Origin of the sequence: Shewanella sp. P1-14-1 (assembly GCF_001401775.1) — a bacterium.
In the GTDB taxonomy this organism is placed as follows: domain Bacteria; phylum Pseudomonadota; class Gammaproteobacteria; order Enterobacterales; family Shewanellaceae; genus Shewanella; species Shewanella japonica.
The window spans coordinates 16,037-37,467 of sequence record NZ_LKTL01000001.1; the positions used below are offsets into that span (position 1 = coordinate 16,037).

Annotated in this window: 19 protein-coding genes; 7 read left to right on the forward strand and 12 right to left on the reverse strand. The window is 41.5% G+C overall.

The genetic code is table 11. The features are described 5' to 3' along the window. Positions 1 to 116 precede the first annotated feature (116 nt). The 3 genes from AN944_RS00070 to AN944_RS00080 are packed head-to-tail and all read right to left on the reverse strand — an operon-like array spanning position 117 to position 6,006. On the reverse strand, positions 117 to 3,311 hold the full coding sequence (locus AN944_RS00070; RefSeq protein ID WP_055022542.1) for an efflux RND transporter permease subunit: 3,195 nt from the start codon (positions 3,309 to 3,311) through the stop codon (positions 117 to 119). Continuing rightward, positions 3,311 to 4,609, reverse strand: coding sequence for an efflux RND transporter periplasmic adaptor subunit (locus AN944_RS00075; protein WP_055022543.1), 1,299 nt, complete (start codon positions 4,607 to 4,609; stop codon positions 3,311 to 3,313). Before AN944_RS00075 ends, AN944_RS00070 begins: the two co-directional genes overlap by 1 nt. Beyond that, on the reverse strand, positions 4,606 to 6,006 hold the full coding sequence (locus tag AN944_RS00080; RefSeq protein WP_055022544.1) for a TolC family protein: 1,401 nt from the start codon (positions 6,004 to 6,006) through the stop codon (positions 4,606 to 4,608). Before AN944_RS00080 ends, AN944_RS00075 begins: the two co-directional genes overlap by 4 nt. 154 nt (positions 6,007 to 6,160) lie before the next feature. Here AN944_RS00080 and AN944_RS00085 point away from each other — a divergent pair, with 154 nt between their 5' ends. Together AN944_RS00085 and AN944_RS00090 are read left to right on the forward strand one after the other, a co-directional pair. Beyond that, positions 6,161 to 6,769 carry a hypothetical protein gene (locus AN944_RS00085; protein WP_055022545.1) on the forward strand — a complete coding sequence of 203 codons (609 nt, stop codon included), beginning with the start codon at positions 6,161 to 6,163 and terminating at the stop codon, positions 6,767 to 6,769. A gap of 178 nt (positions 6,770 to 6,947) precedes the next feature. Continuing rightward, complete coding sequence (locus tag AN944_RS00090) at positions 6,948 to 8,000, forward strand: NAD(P)/FAD-dependent oxidoreductase (RefSeq protein WP_055022546.1); 1,053 nt, start codon at positions 6,948 to 6,950, stop codon at positions 7,998 to 8,000. Positions 8,001 to 8,194: 194 nt separating this feature from the next. On the opposite strand, the gene AN944_RS00095 is transcribed toward AN944_RS00090, so the two are convergent. From AN944_RS00095 to AN944_RS00110, 4 genes are all read right to left on the reverse strand, one after another. Beyond that, complete coding sequence (locus AN944_RS00095) at positions 8,195 to 8,836, reverse strand: LysE family translocator (protein ID WP_197495551.1); 642 nt, start codon at positions 8,834 to 8,836, stop codon at positions 8,195 to 8,197. Positions 8,837 to 9,071: 235 nt separating this feature from the next. Beyond that, complete coding sequence (locus tag AN944_RS00100) at positions 9,072 to 9,320, reverse strand: DUF3297 family protein (protein ID WP_055022548.1); 249 nt, start codon at positions 9,318 to 9,320, stop codon at positions 9,072 to 9,074. A gap of 228 nt (positions 9,321 to 9,548) precedes the next feature. Beyond that, positions 9,549 to 10,067, reverse strand: coding sequence for a hypothetical protein (locus AN944_RS00105; RefSeq protein WP_055022549.1), 519 nt, complete (start codon positions 10,065 to 10,067; stop codon positions 9,549 to 9,551). Between the two features lie 63 nt (positions 10,068 to 10,130). Next, positions 10,131 to 10,880: a helix-turn-helix domain-containing protein gene (locus tag AN944_RS00110; RefSeq protein WP_055022550.1), complete on the reverse strand. Its 750-nt coding sequence runs from the start codon at positions 10,878 to 10,880 to the stop codon at positions 10,131 to 10,133. Positions 10,881 to 11,376: 496 nt separating this feature from the next. On the opposite strand from AN944_RS00110, the gene AN944_RS00115 reads away from it, so the two are divergent. The 5 genes from AN944_RS00115 (at position 11,377) to AN944_RS00140 (ending at position 16,761) form a co-directional block, all read left to right on the forward strand. After that, positions 11,377 to 12,201: a cytochrome c3 family protein gene (locus AN944_RS00115; protein WP_055022551.1), complete on the forward strand. Its 825-nt coding sequence runs from the start codon at positions 11,377 to 11,379 to the stop codon at positions 12,199 to 12,201. A gap of 10 nt (positions 12,202 to 12,211) precedes the next feature. Then, complete coding sequence (locus AN944_RS00120) at positions 12,212 to 12,763, forward strand: hypothetical protein (RefSeq protein ID WP_055022552.1); 552 nt, start codon at positions 12,212 to 12,214, stop codon at positions 12,761 to 12,763. A gap of 242 nt (positions 12,764 to 13,005) precedes the next feature. Further along, positions 13,006 to 13,425 (forward strand): hypothetical protein, encoded by a 420-nt coding sequence (locus AN944_RS00130; RefSeq protein ID WP_055022554.1) that lies wholly within the window; start codon positions 13,006 to 13,008, stop codon positions 13,423 to 13,425. Between the two features lie 114 nt (positions 13,426 to 13,539). Continuing rightward, positions 13,540 to 14,316: a heavy metal-binding domain-containing protein gene (locus AN944_RS21805; protein WP_235530815.1), complete on the forward strand. Its 777-nt coding sequence runs from the start codon at positions 13,540 to 13,542 to the stop codon at positions 14,314 to 14,316. 534 nt (positions 14,317 to 14,850) lie between these two features. Beyond that, the gene (locus tag AN944_RS00140) at positions 14,851 to 16,761 is read left to right on the forward strand and encodes a methyl-accepting chemotaxis protein (RefSeq protein ID WP_055022556.1); all 1,911 of its coding nucleotides are present in this window, start codon (positions 14,851 to 14,853) and stop codon (positions 16,759 to 16,761) included. Positions 16,762 to 16,940: 179 nt separating this feature from the next. Here AN944_RS00140 and AN944_RS00145 read toward each other — a convergent pair whose 3' ends face one another. From AN944_RS00145 to AN944_RS00165, 5 genes are all read right to left on the reverse strand, one after another. After that, complete coding sequence (locus AN944_RS00145; RefSeq protein ID WP_082419813.1) at positions 16,941 to 17,723, reverse strand: glycoside hydrolase family 11 protein; 783 nt, start codon at positions 17,721 to 17,723, stop codon at positions 16,941 to 16,943. A 602-nt stretch (positions 17,724 to 18,325) separates the two neighbouring features. After that, positions 18,326 to 18,694: a DUF333 domain-containing protein gene (locus AN944_RS00150; RefSeq protein WP_055022558.1), complete on the reverse strand. Its 369-nt coding sequence runs from the start codon at positions 18,692 to 18,694 to the stop codon at positions 18,326 to 18,328. A gap of 73 nt (positions 18,695 to 18,767) precedes the next feature. Then, the gene (locus AN944_RS00155; RefSeq protein ID WP_055022559.1) at positions 18,768 to 19,199 is read right to left on the reverse strand and encodes an HPP family protein; all 432 of its coding nucleotides are present in this window, start codon (positions 19,197 to 19,199) and stop codon (positions 18,768 to 18,770) included. 96 nt (positions 19,200 to 19,295) lie between these two features. Continuing rightward, positions 19,296 to 20,009 carry a YrhK family protein gene (locus AN944_RS00160; RefSeq protein WP_055022560.1) on the reverse strand — a complete coding sequence of 238 codons (714 nt, stop codon included), beginning with the start codon at positions 20,007 to 20,009 and terminating at the stop codon, positions 19,296 to 19,298. Positions 20,010 to 20,453: 444 nt separating this feature from the next. Next, positions 20,454 to 21,092, reverse strand: coding sequence for a trimeric intracellular cation channel family protein (locus AN944_RS00165; protein ID WP_055022561.1), 639 nt, complete (start codon positions 21,090 to 21,092; stop codon positions 20,454 to 20,456). Between the last annotated feature and the right edge of the window lie 339 nt (positions 21,093 to 21,431).

The following is a 21,431-nucleotide window of genomic DNA, read 5'->3' on the forward strand; positions in this document are numbered from 1 at the left end:
TATAATTGTGTATTCAATAGCCGTTACGCTGCACAAAACGAGCATCATTCACTGAGCAATAAGTTCACATACTCAGTCTAACCGAATCGAACGATGCGTTACATTTCATTCTGCTATCATTGCGTTTGCAAAGTATTAGCTGAGCCAAACAAACGTTGCTTTAACCTTTTAATGCCGCTTTCAGCATCGGCTTGAATCATCAGCAACGACGGTGTTAATACTAAGGTTATCACTGTAGCAAATAGGATACCGTAACCTAATGCCGCTGCTGCAGGAATTAAGAACTGCGCTTGCATTGAGGTTTCACTTAATAGCGGAGCAAGACCTGCAAATGTGGTAATCGAGGTCAGTAACACAGCACGTAAACGTCCTGTACAAGCTTGCTCAATAGCATCGCCAATCGGCATCGACTTCTCACGTACTAACTCATTAAAACGCGATACCAGTAGTAGACTGTCATTCACCACCACGCCACTTAACGCCAAAATACCATTTAGCGATAAGATACTGATAGTTAAATCATTCCACCAGTGCCCTAAAATCGCCCCCACAATACCAAATGGAATCGCTATCATAATGATCATTGGCTGCACGTACGATTTAAGCGGTATCGCCAACAGCGCAAAAATTAATATTAGCGCCAATACAAAGGTCGCTTGCATTGAGTCTGTGGACTCTTTTTGCTGCTCAGCTTCACCTGTAAAGTCAATTTTTACCGTTGGGTAGTCAGCATTTAATTGTGGCACCATGCTTTGCTGCAATTGCGTGACCAACTCATTGGACGCAATCACTTCTTTATCAACCACAGCGGTAATGTATACCGCGCGCTGGTTATCAATACGGGTGATTTCTGACTGCTGATAATCAGAGTAAACGTTGGCGACCGAAATTAACGGCACAACAGTACCATCGGCGGTTCTGACATTGGCGGTCGTGACATCAGCAAACGTCTGACGGTTTTCCTCAGGGTAACGAACACGCACTTTCACTTCATCTTTACCACGTTGAAAACGCTGGACAATATCACCACCAAACGCTTGCAATACTTGCTTGGCTAAGTCAGCGGTATCCATCCCTAAAGCGCGCCCTTGAGGTGTTAACTCAAAACGGTACTGCGGCTCACCTAAGTCAAGGTTATCATCGATGCCACTCACGCCGTCTATGGTTTGCAGTTTTTGCTTAAGTTTATTGGCCGCTTCAGTTAATAAGCCATCATCATTGGCTTTAAGCTCAACTTTAAAGTTATCGACCATTTCCTGCATCGACAATACTTTAAGCTTACTTACCCCTTCCATTTGCGCTGACATATCTGACCATGCATTGGCAAAATCACGCGCGGTATAAGCGGCATCACTGTCTAATTCGATGATTACCGAACCTGACTTATCGGCGCTAGCGGTAACCTGAATGCTGCTAATATCAGAGTGTGAATCAGCACCAAAATCACTTGAAAACTCCGTCTCGCCTGCGGCTAAACGCAAGGTTTTATCAAGCTCAATGGCATTGGCTTCCAGTGTCATCAAATTGGTTTGAGTTTGGCCGTAGCTGCTGTCGTTAACCATGCGTATTTCAGCTCGCACTGTATCGCCTGCAATTTCAGGGAAAAAGGCCACGCGAACGCCACCGGTAAATGGCATACCAATCACTAACAAAAACAGTGCGATAAATACCATCACCACCGCATAACGCAACTTAAGGGCTTGGCTAATGACCTTTTTATAAACATGGTTGTTAAACCAATCTAGGCTATTATCAGCGCCTTGTTGAATCGTATTCCAAAAGGTTTTTTTATCACTGCGCTGTGTATTCACATGCGCTAAATGGGCAGGCAAAATCAATTTAGATTCCACCAAAGACAGCAACAAACAGATGGTCACAATCGTGCCAAACTGTGCGTAAATTTCCCCTAGCTTACCTTCAATTGCGGCTATCGACATAAAGGCCACAACCGTTGTGAGTACGCCAAAAATCGTCGGTGCGGCAACTTTATGGGTACCGATAATAGTGCTTCGGATTGAGTCGCCTTGTTGCTTACGTGTGGTATAGATACTTTCACCAATCACTACCGCATCATCAACCACGATCCCAAGGGCCATGATAAAACCAAAGGTGGTCATTTCATTTAAGGTAAACCCAGCAAAGGTGTCCGTCATAAAAAATAACGTGCCGCTGAAGACAAACGGTAAGCTGGCTGCCACCCAAAATGCGACACGGATATTTAAGAATAACGCCAAAATGATAAAGACTAACGCAATACCACTTAATGCATTTTTCGCTAACAGCGATAGCCGTTCAGTGATCAGATCACTCTTGTCATACCAACTTTCAATCTCAACATTTTCAGGTAATAGGTTGCTGCTACGCCATGTTTCGATAACCTGTTTTGCTTGTGCAACGATATCAACCACATCACTGTATTCATCCATGACGACCTGAATACCCATCGCGTTTTGTTGGTTATAACGAGATAAACTAAATGTATCTTCTTCAAACGTATCGGTAACCACGGCAATGTCAGACAGTAGAATATGACTGCCATCAGCATAGGTTAATACTGAGATATTTTTAAAGTCTTCAACTTCATAAGCTTGCTCAGACACCTTTAGGCGCACGGTTTTATCGGCATTACGTAAACTGGTCACGATACTGCTTGATGACTCAGCATTAATGGCATTAGAGACATCGGTCAAAGTCAGGCCATATGCCTGTAGTTTGACCTCATTCACCTCAACTGAAATCATTGGATCAAGTTTGGCGCTAATCGATAAGTCACGAATAGCACTTTGACTTAACAAATCAGATTTAAGCTGCTCTGCTAAATCTTGTAGGGTTTTGCGGTCAGCATCACCGTATAGTTGCACCCATATGGCATGCTCTTGACGACGGGCTTTATCAATAACCGGATTGTCAGCATCGGTTGGTAAGTTATTGATCGCATCAACTTTGGTTTTAACGTCAGTTAGCAACGTATCTAGGTCATAGTTAGTTTCTTTTTCGATTGAAACATTACTGCCTGATGCATTAGACGTTGAAGTAATACGCTTAACACCCGAAACGGTTTCAAGCGCTTCTTCAATCTTCATCGCAATACTTTCTTCAGCACGAATCGGGTCACCACTGTCGTAACTCACCGATACTGTGACTAAGTCTGGTTCAAGGCTTGGAAAAGCTTCTTTGCGAATATCATTGAATGAAAACAGGCCGACAATGATCACGCCCATCATTAATAAGTTTGCCGCTACTGAGTTTTGAGCGAACCAAGAAATAATGCCTGATGGCAATGGCGCTTTGTCATTTACATGCTGACTCATTATAGCTCCTCAGTTGTTGGTACAACTTTCATACCCGCTTTAAAGTTGCTTAGTGGACGCTTAACCACTTGGGCTAATTCAGCCTCTTCTGTTGGGGTGACATAGATTTTATTCTGGCGCTCGAACAAGGTATGTGCTGTTGATTTTTGCAATAATCCTTGGGCATCAACCGTCCAAATTTCTCCTTGCTGTGAACGAGCTGATGAAGGCAGCTCCCATAGATAATCTAGTGTCATTCCTTCAATGGTTGCTTCAACAAAGGTGCCAGGATAAAGCGGCGCACCTTGCTCAAGTGGTTTCTCGACCACTAACACTAATGAACGTTGACGTGTGTCCTTGGCAACATATTGATGAGTACGTTCAACATAGGCAGACCACTGTTGCCCTTGCGTGGTGTCGCTGCCTGTTGCTTTTATTGTTGCATGCCATTGCTGCGCACTATCACTATTGTCAGTGTCAGTGGCGGCATCAGTGCCATTACCCGCATTCATTACAGCTTGCGGTAAGTTAGCCCATTGCTTTTCGGATAACGGGATCTCAATCTCTATGCGGTCAACGCTATACAGCATCGCAACTTCACCACCGACATTAATAAAGCTGCCTAATTGCACATTACGGCTGACAACAACCCCATCAAACGGGGCTTTTATTTCTGTATACTGAAGATCACGCTCAGCTTTTTCTAACGATTTTTGCGCATTCTCTAACGCAGCTTCAGCGCTTGCCAGTTGCGGCTCTCTAAGCACTAACGGTGAACTGGGTTCTCCACTTAACCCTGAGCGTTGCCACTCACTTCTTGCCTGTTCGCCTTCACGTTGCTCTTCTAGAAGTGCAAGTCTTGCTGTTGCGACATCGGCTTTAGCCTGTGACACTGCTTGCTGAAAACTGGTGTCATCTAATCTTGCTAACAGTTCGCCTTTTTTGACAACTCGACCAGACTCAAAGCTGTCAGCTAACCAAGTAATTCGACCACTGATTTCACTGGTATAGCTCAGCTCAAAGCGTGGTTTGGTTTCGCCATATCCGGTGACTTGCGCCTGATAAGATTGAGCAGCCGTCAGCTGTACCGCCACTTGAGATAACAAGGTGGTATTTGACGATGAAGCGGGTTTACCTTCGCCGCGCTCAGGTTGGTGCGCTTGAGTCGATGCTGCAGGCCCCTTCTCTTTCTCACTAGGTCCCGGTCCCATTTGACTGCCGTTATAAGCCGCGACGACAAATATTGAACCAGCAGCAGCTAAAGTGATCGCAATCGTTAAGGCATTCTTTTTTAATTTACGGGTAATGATTTGCTTCATGCTGATACTCCTAAACCTAGTGCTAGACCTAATTCGATTCGGTTTAATAATCTTTGATAAGTGGTGTTAGTTAATTGCGCCTCGATATCGAATGCCTGTTGCTGAACAGTCAATAAATCCAATATGTCGACTAAACCTTGGCGATACTTTTGCTGGTAACTGACGATGCTGCGCTGTGCACTTAAAAACGCATCGTCAAGATGGCTTTGCTGCAAGGTTAAAGCGCTTTCTTGGCCAATCGTATTCTCAACTTCGTTGACTGCAGTCAACAGGGTTTCTTGATAAGCCCAAAAGCTTTGCTCTGTCGTCAGTTGCGCTATTTCAGCTTGTGATTTAAGTTCACCACCTTGAAATAACGGTGCCGACATTTGTCCTAACACACTCCAAAGTGGGTTAGTCAGTAATGCTTCACTTGGGGTTTGAGCAATATCAGTTAAACTTGCCGACAAGCTAAATGAAGGCAACATTGCTTTATAAGCTGCGTCAGTGCGCAAGGATTCAGCTTCAATATTAAAGAAGGCTTGTTGTAAATCGGGGCGGCCTGCCATATTTTGCACAGGCACAGCATCGAGCGGGTTAATGACATGGGGAAACTCACTGACAACATCAAGCGTTGGCATCTCACTTTCTGGCTGCCACTGACCAGTGAGTAACATCAAGCTTCGCTTGCTTTGGGCGACACTCTCTTGGTATTGAACCACTGTAGCGCGAGTTGAAGCTGTACTCGTTTTAGCATTATCCAACTCTTCTAATGAGCCTAGGCCAGCTTGGTAACGTTCAAGCACTAAGGTTTCATTTTGCGCAAGGATGACTAAACGGCGCTGTTCAATATCTAATAATTGTTGGTTAACACTGATCTCAAGCCAACCTCGCATGATATTAGCTGCAAGCAGATTTTTAGCCGCATCTAAACTGGCTTGAGTCGCAGCAATATCTTTTGTGGCTGCTGCAGAGCTATCAGCCAACTTTTGCCAGATATCCAATTCCCAACTGACGGTGACATCAGCGCTATAAGATTCATCGCTGTCTTCGGCGTTTTGGGCATCAAATCCAGCACTCACACTTGGCAAGCGACTAGCAGAGGTCACCCCTTGTTGTGCATAAGCAATCTTAAGGGCAATGATGCTTTGTTGTAAGCTTGGACTATGGTTTAACGCCGCCTCAAGGTAGGTATTCAATGCGGGTACACAGACTAAATCAGTCAATAACACATTGGCGTTAGTTGTATGTTGCACACCCGCATGACTCCCCGTACTTTCATTGACTGTTTTAATCAACTTTTCAATAGTTTGAGTACGATTGTCTGATGCTTGAGTCGCAAAGTTTGCACTGTCATTGGCAGCACAGCCGACTAGGCTTGTTAACACGATTGCAATGATGGAATGTCGAAACGTCATTGATGCTCTCCCACTAATATTGGGATAAGCATAATGAAGTGTGGGTTAAGGCAGGGTTAACGTCGATAAGTTCGAAGTAACACACGACAAGGATTGAATAATGACTTCAAACTATTTAGGATCTTGCTATCAACATTCATTTAAGAAGTAACTCATGACCACCGAGCTTTATTTTATCTACGACTCACACTGCCCTTGGAGCTATGCTACCACTCCGATAGTGAATGCCTTACAAGATGCCTACCCAAAAATGAAGGTACACCTGCTGCACACAGCACATTACATGGGCAAAGACAGTGCAGGCGAAGAGCAAATGGAAGCGGCAGCCAGAGCCAGTGGCCTTAAATTTGGTCGTGAGCACATTCGTTATGTGAATAGTCCCAAAAACTCTGTCAAAACAGCAAACTTAATGGGCTGGCTGCAAAGCAAACAAGCCGACAAGCAATTACCTGTACTTAATGCATTGCAAAGAGCCCATTTTATTGAAGGTAATCCACTGGATACCAAACATGATTTTATGGACATTGTCGCCGAATATAAGCTGTCTCCATCAAACAAAATATTTAGAGATGAGCTAAGTGTCGATGCTGAATGTGTACTAGAAGCGATTGCAGAAATTCAGCAGATGTTAGGCACAGCAAACTTTCCTGCGTTAGTGATGACAGTTGGTGACAACGCGATTTTCATTGACCACTCAAAATACATCAGCACGCCACTTGCCGTTGTTGATGCCGTTAAAAAAGAAATTGCAGCTTTTAAATAACGCCAATATCAATTAAAAAAACACGGTTTATACCGTGTTTTTTTATGCCGATAACACCGGCTTTCTGCACAGGTTTACACAGCCTGAGGCAATTGATTTAGCCAATAATCAATTACCGCAGGCTGGTTCTGTTAGAATGTCGCCCATAATAATATCAAAACGCAGTAGATTGGATTTCATGAAAGAATTTATCATCATTGGCGCTGGCCAATCTGGGCTATCTATGGCTTACAATTTAAGCCAACAAAATAAAGATTATCTGATTCTCGATGCTAATGATTGTATTGGTGCCCCTTGGTTAAAACGTTGGGATTCGTTAACCCTGTTTACCCCCACTGAATATAACCATTTGCCCGGCATGAAATTCCCCTTCCCTAAGGGCTATTACCCCAATAAATATGAAGTCGCTGACTACTTGAAAAGCTATGTAGAACACTACACTATCCCTATCGAGTTTAATCAAAAAATCACTGCCGTCACTAAAGTAAATGGGATTTTTGAAATCACCAGTGCCACTACAAAATATAAAGCTAAACAAGTAATTATTGCCACGGGGCCTTTTCACACGCCCTATACGCCACCATGTCATGTCGATATCGCTGAAGGGGTAACTCAACTGCATAGCGAGAATTATAAAAACCCTTCACAGCTTCAAGACGGTGATTGTTTAGTTGTTGGTGCGGGTGATTCTGGTGTGCAAATTTTATCGGAAATTGCAGATACCGGCCGAACGGCATATTTTTCAGGTACCGATCAAATTAAGGCAATACCGCAAACTTTTTTGGGTAAAACCTTATGGTGGTGGTTTACTAAAATCGGATTTTTATCGGTCAATCGCTACAGTAAAATTGGCCAATGGTTAAGTAAAGGGGTTCAGCCCGTTATTGGTACAGATGTTAAGTCCCTACTCGCTAAAGAGAATGTCATCCACATGGGGCGAACCTTATCAGCAGAAAAAGAGACAATAACGTTTCAAAAAGGCAGCATCAGCACAATTAAAAACATTATCTGGGCTACGGGTTTTAAACCTAATTTCTTTTGGATTGATGGTATCTCATTTGATGAAATGAATTACCCCAGTAATTATCGCGGCGTCAGCAATGATGTTGAGGGCTTATATTTCATCGGCCTACCTTGGCTTTACACCCGAGGGTCTGCCACCCTTGGCGGTGTATACAAGGATGCTGATTACCTAATGAAATACATTTCTAACAACAAGGTAGCGGCGTAAAATCACCTTGGCTGCTGACTTTCCCAATAATAAAGCGAAATAAGATAGTCCTTATTTCGCTTTATTATTGAACCTCTATGATGCCTTATCAGCAATAACCGCTTTACTTGAATTCACTCAACTGACTTAACTTGAGCTCTATTTAACTCAGTCTCTAGTTAACTTGGGAGCGACTAATTGAAAAGCCAACTCGTTTAGCTAAGGCTTTGCACTTGTGAAGCCAACAGCCAAATCGCTAACGCGAAAAATATTAACCCCATAAACTTGTTTTGGTAAGTGCGAAACTTTTCATTTTTAAGTAATGGCTTACCTAAGCTGCCAACGAGTGCCACCAGCAATAAATTGAACAACAGCCCCATCACATTAAGCAATAATCCCAGTGCTAGCATTTGTTCGCCAGAGCTGGCTGTAAGCTGAGTAGACACAAACTGAGGTAAAAACAGCACAAAGAAGATCAGCGCTTTTGGATTAAGTAGATTACTAAAAACCGCACGGCGATAAAGTAACTTGGCTAAGTTATTTTGCTGCTCAATTTCAGGTGCATCCGCTGCACTGCTGCGCATACAGTCCCACCCCATCTTTAATAAGTAAGCGCCGCCCAGAACTCTTAATACTTCTAACGCTATTGGGTTCATCGCCACTAATGCTGATACCCCCATTGCCGCAAGTAAGGTTAAAATTAACCCTGAAGTCGCATTACCAAAGCTTGCATATACGCCAACTTTTCGGCCATAACTCAGACTTGAACTGGCAATCAGCAGCATGTCAGGCCCAGGGATCAACAATAAAGCGACCACAGTGGTTAAATAAACAGGGAGTAAAGCCAAGTCGATCATGATGAATTAGATAAGTGATTAAACAAGGCGCGGATTTTACAGCTATCCAACATGAATAAAAGTCATGTTGTTTTTAAATGTGAGCTACAGTCGGCAAAGTTTGTTTACGCAAGCTACGTGCTCATTACTAAGTGACACTCAATTAAGTGACACTCAATATAGACACACCCTAGTAAACCAAAAAAGGCTTAGTGATTATCACTAAGCCTTTTTTAAGCAAGTTATACCAAGGTGTTTAACGGTAGAACGCTTCCACGGTACCTTTAACAGTCATAAGTAAAGGTTGGCCACGACGGTCTAATGCTTTACCAGCTGGAACTTTAACCCAACCTTCGCTGATACAGTATTCTTCAACATCAAAACGTTCTTTGCCATTAACCTTAATGCCAATATCAAATTGAAAAATCGCCTCAACATGATGTGGGCTGCGTGGATTAACAGATAAGCGATCAGGTAAAGCGGGTTGTGAAGTTGTATCGTTCATGGTCATGCTCTGTAGTAATAAGATCTAGTGCTATTGTAGGCAATACCAACTCTTTGCTCAATGAATATATCTTTTGGTGTATCGCAATTTGCGGTTAATGAGACATTAACAACGCCATATTCAAGTATTATTCTGCTATTCGACAACACAATTATTGCCAAGCCGGCGTTTACAGATAAGTAATGACTAACCCACTAGGAAATCGCAACGACAGTGCAGTATTGTAGGCTAATTGACTAAGCGGCAACCACAGACGGTATTACTTGGCTGAAACAAGACTACAGCAAAGTCTTTGGCATCATCTTGTTCAAGAACTTGTAAGCTCAGATTATGCATACCGTCTCGGCTTAAATTTAAGTTACTGACGTAGGAAAGATAACGATAATGCTCTGGCGGCTGCTGATCTTCAGCCAGTGGGCTTTCTTGCTTAGTATTCACCGAAATATCATAAATCCGATTTTGATTATCTATATGATTTACTTGGCCTTGCATAGAGACAGTGCCCGCAGTGGTGCCATCGATATTAAAATAGCGATAATGCACTTGTACTTGACCATCTTTTGATAATAAATCCACCAAAAGATAATGATTGCTGTCTTGTGTTTCATTATTGCGATTGTATAACTCAGAACTGCAACTCAACATAAAACTTGGGCTAGTTGTGTTCAATTGATACCCGCCAGCGATCCCCGTTGTGAAGAGTAATATTGCCACCAAGCCTAATAACCAACGCCATGAAAAACTCATTGGTGTCCCTCCTGCTCTTGAAGCCAAGCCATAAATCGATAAATGTCAGTCATGGCAATTACGTTAATCACAAATCTCAACCCCTTTTAGCCATTGTTGGCTGACAAACTTTTTGGGTTGTCTCAGGTCACTTATTTTGAGGTTACGAATAACAGATTGACCAATAAGCTCACCACGTAATGTAATATTAAGTACTTGCTCATCGTGTGACAGTGACAAATAAACACTTTGCAATGAAGACTGCTTACACTCAGCTAAACTTTGCTCTAATTGGGCGCCCTGCTCTTTTAGTAAGGCATTATTTGTTTTCGATGATGAGTACAAAATCACATCAACAGTTTTGCCTGAGGCCAATGTCACCGTAGATTCACTAAACGGCTGCGCTGGCGATGTCGCTGTTTGCGAAAACTGTCCCCATAATATGATCGTTGTCATTATGGAGACGATGACAAAGATGCCAATGCATGTCGCCAAGATGATCACATTAGTGGGTAAGCGCTGAGATTGATGTTTGCGACTTCGGTGAGGTTTTAATAGATACCCTTGCCCTTTGACTGTCTCTATTAGCGTTTCATATTGCGGGCCTAAAAATGCTCTAAGCGTGAAAATCGCATGAGTGACTGACGCATCGCTTAATGGTGGCGCTTGTTCGTCCCCTTTTTTCAGCAAAGGTTTAGCCACAACTTGCCCTTGATAATCAATCAATAAGCTCAACACTTGTCGTTCAGCTCGAGGAAGATGCCACACATCTCCTGTCTGTTGGTTAGTTAGCTCACCCTTAGCTTTATTAAACCGGCAATGCCCTAAATGCATTCATCTTTTCCCAACCACACTTCTATAAATACAGTGTAAAAAGAAAGTATAAATTTTTCTGTGATCCTGATTAATTTAGTGGCTTTTTTGTAACAAGCTAAAGGGCTTTTATTTACCTTTGCACAACAAAGTGAGAGGCAAGTCACTTAAATTCATAATGTAAATAAAACCAATTAACCGTTAATAGTGCCGTTAATCTTGATTAATCTCATTAATAGCGTGATCCCCCTCACGAAAATTAGCACGTTGCCTCAAAAAATCATCAGTGAGTAACGGAGTTAACGCTCCCAAAAGCCGTTTTTCTTACCTCCACATTAATTGGCTAATCATCACAAAATTTATCTGCACATTGCTTACATTAACTCTATCGAGCAACGCCTACCAAGATGATAAAAGCCAGTAAGCCACTGACTCGAAGAGATGAACAATTAACAACAAAACAAGCATGACAAGCTTGAACTTAATCAATAAGAAAACAGCAAATAGGGTGATTATTATGAGCATAACTAGACGTCAAGCCTTAACCCAAATTATTGGAATCAGTAGTGTCGCAGCAGGTGCTACTTTAGTGGGTACTTCAGCATTTGCAGCCACTGATGCCGATGGAAATTTCCGTTTAGAACTCGGTGATAAATTAAAGTATGTACCATTAGATGCGATGGCCACAGCAAAACTCGCCTACGAAACAGGTGGGGGCTGTATGCATCAAGTTTTTCACGCCATTATTACTAAACTTGCAGAGTCATCAAGTGCAGATGCGGCTAACTTTGCCTCAATCCCTACAGCATTAGCTGGTTACGGCTGGGCAGGTATTGTCGGTCAAGGCACCATTTGCGGCAACTTAAATGCCGCAGGGATGCTGATTAATATCCTTGATGATATTAACGATCAAAATTCAGCGGTCATCAGCGCATCATTTAGATATTACGAAAGAGAAGATCTTCCACTTTCTTCTGATGAGTTTGTTGCTGGTATTGGATCAACTGCGGAAAAAAGCCTATTAGTCGGCCTTACTTCTATCGCCAACAGTCCATTATGTCACTCATCAATCAGTAACTGGTCAGCAATCAATGGCGGCAAACCTTTTGTTGAAAAAGGCGAACGTTGTAAACGTCTATCAGCGAGCATGGCCTACTACATCGTCGATTTGCTCAATCGTGCATACGCTGGAGAAGATATTGGCGTATTACCAGAATCTATGGCATCAGAAGCAACAGCCAGTTGTCAATCTTGCCACGGCACAAGTGACACTATGGGCTCAGCAGCGAGTGTTAAAGGCGATTTAGAGTGTGAAACTTGTCATACCGGACATTTCAATTAAGGAGCCCATCATGAAACGCAAACTTTTGAGCGCCTTATTAACGAGCTCACTGCTACTCATAGGTTGTAGTGATGATGACAATACAACTGAACCTGTCGATCCGCCGGTAGTTGAACCACCGGTAACTGATCCTGTTGATCCACCCGTCAGTGAATCTGTAGCCATTGATGAAGCAGAAGCGGTAACGTTAACATTAGAAACATTCGACACCGACTCTGGCACACTCACTTTTACTTTGACAAATGATGCAGACAAAGCAATAACCGATGCCTCTAATTATCAGATTATGTATTTTGGTTATCCTATTTCTGGGTCTAACAATGCTAAAGCATGGAAGCGTTGGCATGTGAGTCAAAGTTATAGCTGCGATACGAGTACTGAAGATGCATGTAATGGGGTATTAACCGAAACAGATATTGCTGGGCAATATACCTTTAATGCCACTGACTTAGACCTTGATAGTAAAGCTGCAGCCGGCGCTGTCGAGCAATATAAAGTGGCCATTTTGATTCATGGGGCTAAGGCGAGTAATGAGTTCGAGCTAATTACAGCCGAAGAATAATCGTCGCCCAGCCTGATACCAATCCCCATACAAAGGCATTAGGCATTTATAGCCGTAGCGTGTTGCTACGGCTTTTTTTGTGTCGATTTTTGCGATGATTTTTTGCAATAAGAGTGATCAAGGTAACAAATTGAATCGATGTTTATACCTTCACTGTCACTGTGTTTGTAACTGTGAATTGGGTCAGATTCCACGTAAAAAAATGGTGATAAGCTCCAAACATCTTTTTTTATGGAATTGATATGCATACCCTTTTACGTCATCCGTTGATATACCTTGTTACTTTACTGACGCTCTTCAGTCAGCTGGTATTTGCTAATCCAACAACAATGACACCTAAGGGCAATACCCCATCAACTCAAACATCAATTTCAACGTCAGTAATAACGTCTAGCCATCATCAAGAGGCAAGCGACACATCATGCCAAGCTTGTTCAAACTGTCAGCATGAACATGAAAAAAACCAACAAACAGTTAGTTGCCAAAGCAATAATACTTGTCAATTCAATTGTGAAAACTGCTCATATATCAGCCTAGCAGATACCTTATCCATTCAAACGCCTTGGCATTTCAATCAAAATCTGGGACATGTCATCGCCACTACCCTGCCTTACTTTCAATCAATCGATGCGTCGCAAGCATTTAAGCCGCCTATCAGTTAACGCTATATAACCGTTTTAGTAACAACGACTAATAACACTTTTATATCTACAAAAACGACAATTTACGGACGAAACGACGCTGATTATCGTCCGACTATTTCATGGAATTAAGCAATGAAAAATATTATCTATATCGTACTGAGCCTCTTTTTAATTAGCTCTACTGTGCAAGTAGCCACAGCCGCACATCACGTTAGCGAGCAGCATCAATCACATGTTTGCCCTATGCATCCCGAAGTCACAGGTAACGCTGGAGATACTTGTCCTAAATGCGGAATGAACTTAGAACAAGCCCATAAAACCGACGGTGATCACTGCCCTAATAAAGGCCACTGCAAAGGTTGTGATGGCAAAGCCAAATGCGAAAACTGTAAACAATGTGAAAACTGCAAAGGCTGTGATGGCAAAGCCAAATGTGAAAACTGTAAAAAGTGTGAAAACTGCAAAGGTTGTGACGGTAAAGCCAAATGCGAAAACTGTAAAAAGTGTGAAAACTGCAAAGGTTGTGACGGTAAAGCCAAATGCGAAAACTGTAAGCAATGCGAAAACTGCAAAGGCTGTGACGGTAAAGCCAAATGCGAAAACTGCAAGAAATGCGAAAACTGCAAAGGTTGTGACGGTAAAGCCAAATGCGAAAACTGTAAAAAGTGTGAAAACTGCAAAGGCTGTGATGGTAAAACCAACTGTGATAACTGTAAAAAGTGTGCTGATAAAGCTAACTGCAAATGCTGTTCAGCAAAACATGCACACAAAGATCATAAGACCAAGCAACATACTCATGCTTGCCCAATGAATGCCAGTATTACAGGTGTTGAAGGTGATAGCTGCCCTAAATGCGGCATGAAACTAATGCCAATAAGCGCCGAAAAAACTGAACACGCTCACCATTAGTCATATCTGATACCGCTAATTAACGATTAATTAGCGGTTTACATTTTGACTATAGATACTTTTTAAAAGCCTTACATATACATCTGACTATCGTAAGGCTTTGATGACTTTCTTCGCCCAACGCCTTCTGCTTTATTCTGTTCAACTGACTCTGCTCAACTGACTATGTTCAACGGGCTATTTTCAACGAACTATATTCAACAGCCCCTGCTCAACGGACTTTGTTTAAATCATCTTACACTTAATCAAATTATTATTTTTGCCAATAAAATGATTGTCACGAAACGTACAAAACGGCTTTTTATTCAACAAAAAGTAACCGTTAAAAAATCGTATCACGGCCACCAACTGAACAAAGTCTAACCAATTGGCGCACAAAAACACCGCGCATTGTTAGATTATTATATTTAATTGTGAAACTTCCTCATGTTTTTAGTATAAATGCCGTTATAGTCAGCACCCTTGATTAGGTTAGCCAAAGGCAGCCTAGATGTATCAACACACCCAGTTAATCGGTGTGTAGGAGTTATGTTAATGAGCTTTTTATCTACATTATCCATTCGGAATAAGTTAATAACTGCGATGTTATTTGCTGTCATTGTATCCACCAGCGTCGTTGCTTATGTGGGCCAAAATAGCGCTAAAACCTTATTATCAGAGCGATTAGAACAGTCGGATATGCCTAACCTAGTCCAGCGTATTCGTAATGCTATCGATGGCGAAATTAACCAGATGAAAGTCGTCACTCGGACTATCGCAAATAACAGCATGATCCAACTTTGGATAGACCAAGGTGAAAGTGTTGAAGGTGAGCAGTACTTAATCGATTACTTAGCGAAAACAGCCAGCGATAACGGCTTTAGTAATGCCTCATTTGTCGATAAAAACAGTCACAAATATTGGAATCAAAATGGCTTTTTACGCGTACTAGATCCCGGCCATGATAAGTGGTTTTTTCGCTTCACTGAAAGCGGCAAAAACGAGTCGACGAGTATTTACCATGACAGTGTTGGCCAAACTGATATTTTCATCAATTACCAGCAAGAAAATGGCCAAGGCCTAAGCGGTGTGTCTAAATCTTTTGATGAAATGGTTGATTACCTCAACAGTTTTCAAATCGAACAAACGGGTTTTGTTTACCTCGTTGATGGTGACGGTGTCATTAAAGTTCACCGCAGTATCGATTATAAATCGGGTAAAACATTAGCTGATATTTATCCGAGCATTAACAGTCGTCAATTGTTAAACCAAAACAACTATGCTTTTGCAATGGCTGATGAGCAACTCATTGCTTCAAGTTATATCTCAAGTTTAGGCTGGTATGTCATCGCTGAAGTCCCTCAAGAGGAGCTATACGCTGGCTTAGATACTTCACGTAATAATATCTTAATTACGTTCTTTATCATTGCCGTCCTCTTTATTGCGATCAGTATTTACCTTGGCAACAGCTTAGTGCGTCCACTAAATCAATTAGCTGATACCTTTAAAGAGCTCGGCGAGGGTGAAGGTGATTTAACTCAGCGTATTAACGAAAATGGCAATGAAGAAATGCGCCGTTTAGCTCAAGGGTTTAATGCCTTTATTAGTAAATTGCACTCTGTAGTTCAAGAGCTAGCTGCAACCTCAAACAAGGTGAATGACGCTTCTCAACATGTCTATAGCGATGCCCAACATTCTAAAAAATCTGCGGATATCCAAAGTGATGGAGCGCATCAAGTTTCTGTAGCCATTAACGAAATGGGCAGCACAATTGCAGAAATAGCAAACAGTGCCTCCATTGCAGCTCAAGCCACTAATGATGCGACCATAAAAGCGCAACGGGCGCAAACCGTGGTTGAAGAGTCAAACACGACCATCACAGATATGGCGTCTAATATGGAAAACGTCTCAGAAAATATTGTCACTTTAGCAGAAAAAAGTGACTCAATATCGAGCGTGTTAGATGTGATTCGTGGGATTTCAGAACAAACCAACTTGCTAGCATTAAACGCCGCTATTGAAGCTGCTCGCGCTGGTGAACAAGGCCGTGGTTTTGCCGTTGTTGCAGATGAAGTGAGGAACTTAGCCCAGCGCACCAGTGAATCAACTGATGAAATTCACGCTATGATTTCTGAGCTACAAAACGGCGCCAAAGCTGCCGTAGCATCAGTCCACGAAGGCCGTGAGCATGCAAAATTAGGCGTTAAAGCGTCAATGCGAACGCATCAGGCGCTGGAAGAGATTGCAGGTAATGTTCAGCATATCTCAGATCTCAATACCCAAATAGCCACTGCGACTGAAGAGCAATCTGTGGTGATTAACGAAATTAATCAGCATGTGGTCAACATTGGTGACAGCAGCCAAAGCAGCGCCCAAGCTTCAGCCAGCATTGAAAGCTCAAGCAATGAGCTAAAATCAATGGCAAATGATTTAGACGGACTTGTGGGACGATTTAAATTAACCTAACTTCGCCACCATTTAACAGTAAGCAAAATAAAAAAGCCAAACACATTGTTTGGCTTTTTTGTTGCACAACGCTTGATTTATCTACCTATCAATTGCTTATTATGCTGAGTATCACTCACCACACAAAAAGGATTCAGATTAACCTAACGAGTGCTATCAAACCTGTTAATGTAAAGGGCCTAGTTATTTGACCAAGCATTTAAATTGACAGAACCTCCGCCACCAATCAGCTCAATCGCAAAAATTTGATAACCCCAATTGCCAATATACGGGTATTTTTCATGCTTATATTCTTGCGGGTTTATCCACATTTGAAAATGCTGACCGACATTAATCTCACCGTTATCACGCTGATTGTAATAGTCACGAATTGCCCAGTATTGTTTAAATGTTGTTAGCCCAGGCCCATAGGCGTGAGGCTTATCGGTGCGTGTTGAAACATAGTAGTCGTACTTAGCACCATCTACATTTTTAGTTCCTAACCAACGTGCACCATTGTCTTTGCCATCATCATTCTGATGCTCGGGATACCAACCATTGTGCTTATCAATAATGTAGTATTCGGCCATACCGTCGTAATTGGTGTTATTGCTTTTAGTCCAACCATACAATGCAAAAACTGACTTTTGGCTGCTGTTATCAGGATAGTAATTTTCAATACTAAAGTTGACTTTTCGCCATTGATGCCCTGTTTGCCAACCTCGACCTGACACCACGTTTTGCGAGTTTCCAGACATTTTTATATAACTTGCGGTATAGCTAGTGGTGTAAAGATAAGTATTTGGATCGTTGTTCAATTCATAGTGGCTGGTGAAGTACCCTTGCTCAGTATTTGGAAATCTGGCTTCGGAAGTTTGAAACGTTTCAGCGGCCTGTATACTCCCAGAGGTGACACAAAAGGCTGCGGCAACCCACAATGCCCTTATATATGTATATGTATTTCTATTTGTATATGAGTTCATAGTTTCCCCATTTATATATCTAAATATATTAAAAGGTGGTGTTATCTCAAGTACCGCATGAGGTTATTTATCCTCATAAATCAATGCTTAATAACGACACCGTGTTCTACAAACAGAAAACAGGGTTTACCTATGACGCCAACCTAGATTGTAATAATCTCGTCTGTTAAAAAGCAAAATTACATTACCTTGCCCACCTAAAAATTGATGATTATCGCCAATGAATTTATTTACTTAATTAAGACAACAAAATAGACCTGCTTCATTACTCGATGACCTATTAGTACATATGACTATAAGGCATGTCAATATAAGCAATGGTGAATATACATCAAAAGTATGAATACAACCGGCTAGGTGTAGGCGGCTAAAGCTGTGTTAATAACGAGGCGACAAATACTCGTCAAAATTAACTTAAGAAGTTGAAATAAATAACGTTATAGAGGGTAAACAAAGCAATATAGGAAGGGAGATGACCAGCCAAAATAAAGCGCTTAGAAATCAACAAAAAATGATGTAAAACATGGCGAGTCAATAAGCAAGTAAAGTTGGCGAATATAAATAGGCTTTATACTCACCATGATTAATCTGTCATCGGCTATTTATTTACTGCTTTGCTGCTTAAAGTAATCCCAAGCGTTAACAATACGGCCATCAGCGAACTTACATTCGCTAGTGTTGATATCGTATTCTCCTTGGGATGATATGCAATAGGCCGCAGCAGGATTTTCTAGCCCTACAGATTGATCTGCATGATATTTTCTATAAAAATCCCAAGCATCCACTTGGGTATTGTCTTCAAGCATACATTGCCCAGAAGAAATATCATACTTACCCCGCTCTGCACAAAATACAGCGGCAGGATTGGCAAGTTTTTGCTGGCTTGATTCAACCTGACTTTGTTTATTGTCACTGCAAGCAGACATTATGCAGAACAAGCCAACCAGCCCTATGATTTGATAACGTTTCATTGTTGTTCCATCCTTGAAAATTAATGTGTTCACATAAGTTGATTAAGCAGCGTTTAGCAAAGGTTTTCAACGCTCATGATAACTGCTGAGTGACTAATAAACGCTGACAGAGTTTAATAAAATCAGATGATGTGACAATCCCTAACACTCTGTTATCTCTGTCTAAAACAGGTAAACAACCTAGTTTATTGTCGATAAAATATTGCACGACAACAGGAAGCGGCTCATCTAATCCTAATTTATCGACTTGGGTATCCATAATATCGGCGATAGGGGTATAGCGCTCTTTTCTATCTAACGCTCCTTGGCCGTACTTATTGAGCACACTTAGCACAGTTGCAATCATTTTTTTATGGGTCAACATGCCAACAAATTTGCCATCGGATTCAGAAATAACAGGAAGATGACGCACATTACGGCTTTGCATTAATTGGTGAGCGTCTTTCAGGCTGGCCTCATTACTAATACAAATAGGATTAGGGGTCATGATATCGCTTACTTTCATCGTATTATTCCTTATACAGATTATGTATAAATTCTAATCAAACCCGTCATGAATAGCGAGTAATTAACAAGCAAATCAGCCAAATATCAATGATGACTATAGCTGCTTTTTCGCTATTTCACCTTCTACCAACAAATATGCTCGCCAGTAGTTAAATACACCACCCAATAAGAATAACAAGCTGCCAATCATGTACTGCCAAGCAAGAAAGTTAAGAATAAGTAAGTGATCATTTGGTGACTCAAAAGCCCATAAATATGGCACGGAAGCCAAGCCATAAAGAACTGAACCAACGATGAAGCAAATCGAAGTAAGGTTCATCAACTGAAGTAACTGCACTGAGTCTGCTTTGACGATCAAAAATACGTTAGCCGCTGCGCCAACAACAAATAACGTGCTGCCAATAATAAACAACCAGGTGCTGATTAACGGCCAATCCACTTGAGGAAAACTCGCTAACCGACCAAATACAAAACATAAGGTGCCAAACAGGTATGTCGCCCCTGCAAAATACTCAACAACCTCGTCTACTTGGTGGGATGTATGACTTTTCCAATAACGCCGGATCTCAGCCATATCGTGAATATTAACCACTAAATAAGTTAACGATGCAGCTAGAAAAATCCACCCACCAATATAAGCGTATTCAGCTCGGCTAGGAAAAAAGAAGAAACTGCCAATAACAAATAAAATGCCACCTAATTTATAGGCAATAGCATTGATCGTTTCCCAGCGAAACTGAGATCTTAAGGCTTTTTTATCCGCGGTTAAATTTAAGATACGGCGACGATTTGAAAAAGCATGTGGCATAGGTTTGATATCTCAGTAGGTTTTGTCTTTGCTCAATTCAGCACTAACGCCAGTGATTAATGCTATCGTCATCGATAATAAGGATTAGTGCGAATCTTATATGAAGGAGCGAACCCTACAAATAACCGTATTTGATTAGCACTCAACCAAGACAACGTTGGCTTAATCACAAACAGAGATGTAGTTTGAAAAGAAATAGAAAAACCAGAATGGGGTGAAATACACCCCACTGATGACGAATGACTGTTCTCGTTGATGGCAAATCTTATAAATGACAGCTCTTGTAAATAATAGGCCTTGTAAATGACAGTTCGTGCAAATGACGGCCCTTATAGATGGCAGCTCTTGTTAATGACACCTCTTGTCAATTACGGCTCTTGTCAATGACAACTCTTGTTAATAACGGCTCTTGTCAATGACAGCTCTTGTAAATAACGGCTCTTGTTAATGAAGGCTATCTGAAGGAGTCTGGTAATCAAACTTGGGCATTGACCACTCATATCGAATCGCCAGCATTCTGAAACTAAAGCCAAACATCACAGCAATTGATAAGCTTATCCATTCAACAACACCGCTGAATTTCATCACCACATACAAGGCAGCAGTTGCGAGAGCAACAAGTGCATAGAGCTCTTTTTTAAAGATAAGCGGCACCTGATTACATAAAATATCTCGAATGACGCCACCAAAAACCCCCGTCACAACCCCCATAACGATCGCAATTTCAGGACCATAACCAAGCATCAAGGTTTTTTGTGCACCCACAATAGAAAATACCGCTAGCCCGACAGCATCAATTGCCAAGAATAGGCGCGAAAGGTAACGCATTAACGGTGCTATCATCACCGTCAGTAAAGATGCGGTAGCGATGGCTAACAAGTAGTGCACGTTTTCAATCCATATAATGGGATAATTTCCCAGTAACATGTCTCGTAATGTGCCACCACCAATGGCAGTAACACAGCCAATGATAACGACACCAAACAAATCCATTTGTTTTTTACCTGCGGCCAACGCGCCTGTCATCGCTTCAGCTAGGATACCAACTAGCCATAAGGCACTGATCACTTTAACTTCTAACATAACACGCACTAACAAATAAAAAAGGAAGCAAATATTGCGCTCATCCCCGCTAAAAATACAGATATAATTTCTAATTTTATCATTATATTTTCTAATGCTTTTACAGTGAAAATTTATACAAGCACCTACAGCTATATGGTTGAAAGATTTAAAACCAAAATTTAGTAATTAATAAAATAGCTAACACAGTATTTATGCAACCAAAACAAATAAGGACTCTATATGCACCAAAAGTTACATTAACCTTATCCTATTCGCTATTATTATGTTGCTGTGTATTCCAACTGCCGCCATTCAACACACTGAATTACTATTAGAGTCGACAGTAATATCAGTCAG